Genomic DNA, 4,890 nt, shown 5'->3' on the forward strand with positions numbered 1-4,890 from the left:
CTATGTCCCATGAGAGATTGGTGAGTGTTTCGCGTCTTCTTTTGACCGGCCAGAGTCAGCAGGCAGAAAGAGAACTCAAGAATGAATACTATGCCTGGATGCGTAGCTTATCAGATGGATCCAGCCGGAAAGATTTGCGCACAGTGGAAGAACTTCGAGAGAATGCCGATTCTGCGCAAAAGATACGTCTGGAAAAGGAGCGGCTGAAAAAGAAGAAGGAAGAGGAAAAACGCCGCCAAAAAAGACAAGCCCATCTCAAGGAGCTGGCCCAGAATTGCTACCAGGAATGGAAAACAATTCAAAGTACTGTGGCCCGTGGTTCCGGGGTGGCTTACCAGGAAGCGTGCCAGGCCCTTGTTGACCTATCTGAGGCCTGTGCCAACTACCGGGATCCAGAGACTTTTCAGCAGGAGCTCAATCAATTCGTGGAAGATAACATGCGTCGCAAAGCACTTATCAATCGCTTGATAAAAGCCGGTCTTTTGGATCAGGCTATGCGAGCCAGGAGACCAACTGGTAAATGACTGAAAAAGTCAGGCAGGTTGTCCAGGAACCATAACTGAGTGCCCCCAGAATGGTTACAGCCCGTTTATTCAGCTGGAGTCATCAAAAAACTGTCAGGTCAGCAGGCGCAGGCTGTATTTATTGTTTAAAAGTGACTGAAACTCCATGACCACCTTGAAGCTATCCTTCAACCTGTCCCGTTCCATGATCGAAAGTCTGTCCGGGGTTATGAAATTATCAGGCTTTGCCTGCCTTTTGATCTGTTGGGCCTGGGTTGTGACCCTGAGGGTCTGAAGAAACTCAAAAGACTGCCTGAGACCGGCGGCAAAGCCTGTAGAAAAGACACCTTGTTCATGCAGGCTGGAGATGCGCTCCTGTGTGGATGTTTCCAGTACTGCATGTTCCACGGCAAGAGTTCTGATTCCGTGGGTCAGAGGAAAAACACCTCCCATCTTTATGTCCAGCCGGCCCTTGTTCCTGCCGCTTTTCTCCACAACCAGCTTGTTGAAAAGACCCAGGGGAGGCTTGAAGCGCACGGCTTCATTGGCCATGTATTTCAACAGCAGAGAGCTTCTGCGGATCCGTTTGAACAGATAGGACTTGAGCATTCCGGCCAGACCGCTGTCCCCGGCTACATGGCGCATATCCAGCAACAGGGAGGTAACAATGATGCTGTTCCTGTCCGCAGTCTGGGCCATGTCATCAACCATATCCAGGGCCTGGTCGATGCTCATACGCCACTTGGGGTTGCTTAGCATGACTTCATGGGGACAGGCAGGAAAGCCGAGATCAATAAGAACCTGGATGAATTTTGAAGAAAAGTCCTCAAAAAAAGACAACTGGATTTTTCCGGACGCCTCGGAATAAATAAGGGCATTGTCCTGGTCCGTGGCCAGATATTGTTCCATGCGGCCTTCACTTCCCAGAGCAAGAATGCAGAATGAAGAGGGAGCAGGATTTTTCATTTCAGCCAGGATCAGATCATGGACCCGGACCTGGATCTGGTGGTGCATGTCGCTGATCAAACGCCCCAGTTGAAAAACACCCACTCCTTCGGCCACCGAGCGCAGAACCATGTTCCGGACCTTCTGAAACACACTTTTCAGTTCAGCAAAACCTTCGGCCCGGGCTATCTCTCTGGACAGGTAAACGGGGTTTTCCCCTTTGACCGAAAGCAGATCCCTTTCCTCGATAATCCCCCTGGGGTCTGTCCCGCTGTCCTGGACCACCAGCCTGCGGACCCCCCTGGCAACCATCCTGGAAAAAGCCTGAAAAAGAAGCTCATGCGATCCCACGGTAATCAAAGGAGAGGACATGACATCTTCTACCGTAATACTCCCGGGATCCAGGTCCCGGGCAACCACCTTTTTCAATATGTCCTGCTGGGTGACTATACCCAGGAACTTACCTGCCTGTCTGACCAGGCAGGCCGTAGTCCCTTCCTGCGACATGATTCTGGCGGCCAGAGACACGGATGTGTCCATCTCAACAGTCACTGGGGCCTTTACTGCTACATCCTGCAGGGTCAGGCACATATAGGGATCCATGCGGGAAACATTTCGCCATTGCCGGATATCCTGGATCCTGTTTCGCAAGATCCCGGCTTTGCTTTGAAAGAAATTGTTCACCCGGTCATGGCCAAGAAAGTGCTTGAAGTCGTCTGCGCTTATAACGCACAGGGTGCTCTCCCGAACGGCCACTGCAGCCTGGCCCAGGGGGGGGAGGAAATAAAACGACTCGTAACCGAAAAATTCTCCGGCCACCAGGGTATCCACGGATTCGTTATCGGCCAGTATCTGTATAACCCCATCCTTGATGAGGTAAAGAGAATCTTGATCCTTTTGATCCAGCAGGATCGTCTCACCAGGAGAGACTTCTTTCCGGCCTGTCCGGGCTCCGGCCTCCCTAAGTTCTTCAGCCGGGAGGCCGGACAGAGGATGGACACCGGCCAGAAAATCGGCAATCTCGCTGCTCATTCAGATCCAACACCCAGATAGTTCCTTATTTTCTGTTCATCGTATCTTCTTGAAGCCTCTGAATCCGGTCTGAGCTTGGAGCCTATGTACCCGGCTGCAAAAGCTCCGGCTACGGAGATGATAGCCGGATTGGAAAGGGGGAATATGGCCGTGGGATTGCGCAGCAGGTCAACCCAGACTGTGGGACTGATGATAATCAGGCCTACTGCCAGAAACGTTCCAGTGGCAATGCTCAAAACCGCTCCGAAAGTGGAGTAGTTTCTCCATAGGATGGACATGACCAGGGCGGGAAAATTGGCACTGGCAGCCACGGCAAAGGCCAGACCCACCATGAAGGCCACATTCTGTCCCTGAAATATCAGGCCAAGCACAATGGCCAGAACTCCCATGGATAAAGTGGCGATTCTAGCCACTTTGACTTCTTCTTCCTCTGTGGAACGCCCGGCACGGAATACGCCAGCATACAGGTCATGAGACAAAGTACTGGCACCGGCCAGGGTCAAACCGGCCACCACCGCCAGGATGGTGGCGAAGGCCACTGCGGCCATAAACCCTAAAAACACCGCCCCCCCTGTGACCTCGGCCAGAAGCATGGCTGCCATGTTGCCTCCGGAGTCTACTGCCGCAATAATGTCCTGACCGACAATGACCATGGCTCCAAAGCCGATGGTGAAGGTCAGGATATAAAAGAAGCCTATAAACCCAGTGGCATAAAAAACGGATTTGCGGGCTGTCTTGGCGTCGCGCACCGTATAGAAGCGCATGAGTATGTGCGGCAGGCCCGCTGTTCCAAACATGAGGGCGATGCCCAGGGAAACTGCATCCATGGGACTGGCCACCAGTCCCCCTGGCTCCAGCACCCTGTCGCCGTAGCTCATGGCTGCCTGGCTGAACAGTTCACCATAGCTGAACCCGAAATGCAGCATGATCAGGAAGACCAGGATGGAGCCCCCGCTCAAAAGCAGTACCGCTTTGATGATCTGTACCCAGGTGGTGGCCAGCATACCTCCGAAGAGCACGTACATGATCATGACCATGCCTACGATCACCACAGCGAGTTCATAGGGCATGCCGAAAATCATCATGATCAGGGTCCCTGCTCCCACCATCTGGGCAATGAGGTAAAAGAACACAGTCATAAGAGAGCCCACCGAAGCAGCGATGCGGATGGGCTTTTTGGAAAGGCGGTAGGCCAGCACATCCACAAAGGTAAATTTTCCCAGATTGCGCAAAGGTTCGGCAATAAGAAACATAAGGATTGGCCATCCCACCAGAAAGCCGATGGAATAGATGAGCCCGTCGAAGCCACGCAGGGAGACAAGTCCGGCGATACCCAGAAAGGAGGCAGCGCTCATGAAGTCGCCGGACAGGGCCAGACCGTTCTGCAGCCCGGTTACTCCCCGCCCTGCGGCGTAGAACTGGGAAGCGGATTGACTTTTTTTGGCCGCGTAATAGGTAATGCCCAGTGTAGCACAGATAAATACCAGGAAAAACAGGATGGAGGTAGCACTTGGCTCTCCTATGGCGGTATCCACTACTTCCATCACTTTCTCCTCATGCTTTTCAGGACCTCTTGGACGGCCTTGTCATAATAGGAATTGGACCAGAAGACATAGATACCGGTGAGAATAAAGGCCAGGATGATGACGAAAATGCCCACTGGAATACCCAGGGTCATATGTTCACCTATCTTCACGGACAGAAGATGTGGAGCATAGGCCAGAACCAGGATAAATCCAAAGTAGGCAAACATCATTATGGCGGTCAGGGTCAGGGATACCTTCCACCTGTTGACTACAAGTCTGCGGAATTTTTCCTTGTCAATGGAATCCGGGGAGGGAGGCGGCTGCATTGTTGGCTCCTTGGGATGTAATCATTCAGGGGGTGCCGGAATCGGCCAGGGGACAGTCCCCGCGACACATTGCCTTTACAATCACCAATATTACAAGCGCAAAATTCCGTGATCCTGCACAGACCTACACAGCGAGGGACAGTCCCCAGGCCTTGCGCCAGTTATCAACATCGAGAACCACCTGAATGGTTACCTTGGGATTATGGTGGGGGTACAATCGGCTCGGTCAGAATAAATATAGAATTATTCGGAAAAAATATCAAGTACTGCCAGGTATCTGTTTAGCGCTTTGCATGTGGCATGGGGAATGGCTCTCCCCACACTTATTTTTTAAACCTGTCAATCTTCATAATAATAATTACTGGAGTGCCTGTCCCTGCTTTCCCTGTAAGGGTCCGTCAAGTTGAGACGCTTGAATTTGTTTCCTACATACATATTATCAAAACTTCTGATATTCTTCCTTCAGTCTTTCAAAAAGATTGCAGAGCGCAATATAGCCTGGATCAGATCTGTCCGGGTACTCCCTGGGGTCTTTCAAAACATCCTCAATTACATCCA

3 protein-coding genes and 1 pseudogene are annotated in these 4,890 nt (G+C 51.8%); 1 reads left to right on the top strand and 3 read right to left on the bottom strand.

What is annotated here, in order from left to right; genetic code table 11:
• Window positions 1-524: pseudogene (locus D5S03_RS13425) on the top strand (hypothetical protein); the annotation flags it as partial.
• 93 nt (window positions 525-617) lie between these two features.
• Here the strand turns inward: D5S03_RS13425 and D5S03_RS13430 are convergent.
• From D5S03_RS13430 to D5S03_RS13440, 3 genes are read right to left on the bottom strand one after another with little or no spacing between them, the layout of a single operon-like run.
• On the bottom strand, window positions 618-2,480 hold the full coding sequence (locus tag D5S03_RS13430) for a putative nucleotidyltransferase substrate binding domain-containing protein (RefSeq protein ID WP_287044432.1): 1,863 nt from the start codon (window positions 2,478-2,480) through the stop codon (window positions 618-620).
• Complete coding sequence (locus D5S03_RS13435; RefSeq protein ID WP_287044433.1) at window positions 2,477-4,024, bottom strand: sodium:solute symporter family transporter; 1,548 nt, start codon at window positions 4,022-4,024, stop codon at window positions 2,477-2,479. Before D5S03_RS13435 ends, D5S03_RS13430 begins: the two co-directional genes overlap by 4 nt.
• Window positions 4,024-4,332, bottom strand: a complete 309-nt coding sequence (locus D5S03_RS13440; RefSeq protein ID WP_287044435.1) for a DUF485 domain-containing protein — start codon at window positions 4,330-4,332, stop codon at window positions 4,024-4,026. Before D5S03_RS13440 ends, D5S03_RS13435 begins: the two co-directional genes overlap by 1 nt.
• Between the last annotated feature and the right edge of the window lie 558 nt (window positions 4,333-4,890).

Origin of the sequence: Desulfonatronospira sp. MSAO_Bac3, assembly GCF_003838035.1 — a bacterium.
In the GTDB taxonomy this organism is placed as follows: Bacteria; Desulfobacterota; Desulfovibrionia; order Desulfovibrionales; family Desulfonatronovibrionaceae; genus Desulfonatronospira; species Desulfonatronospira thiodismutans.

What these genes read in the sequence shown, in the direction of transcription:
- D5S03_RS13440 (WP_287044435.1), bottom strand. Translation starts at nt 4,332, where the DNA reads ATGCAGCCGCCTCCCTCCCCGGATTCCATTGACAAGGAAAAATTCCGC.
- D5S03_RS13430 (WP_287044432.1), bottom strand. Translation starts at nt 2,480, where the DNA reads ATGAGCAGCGAGATTGCCGATTTTCTGGCCGGTGTCCATCCTCTGTCC.
- D5S03_RS13435 (WP_287044433.1), bottom strand. Translation starts at nt 4,024, where the DNA reads ATGGAAGTAGTGGATACCGCCATAGGAGAGCCAAGTGCTACCTCCATC.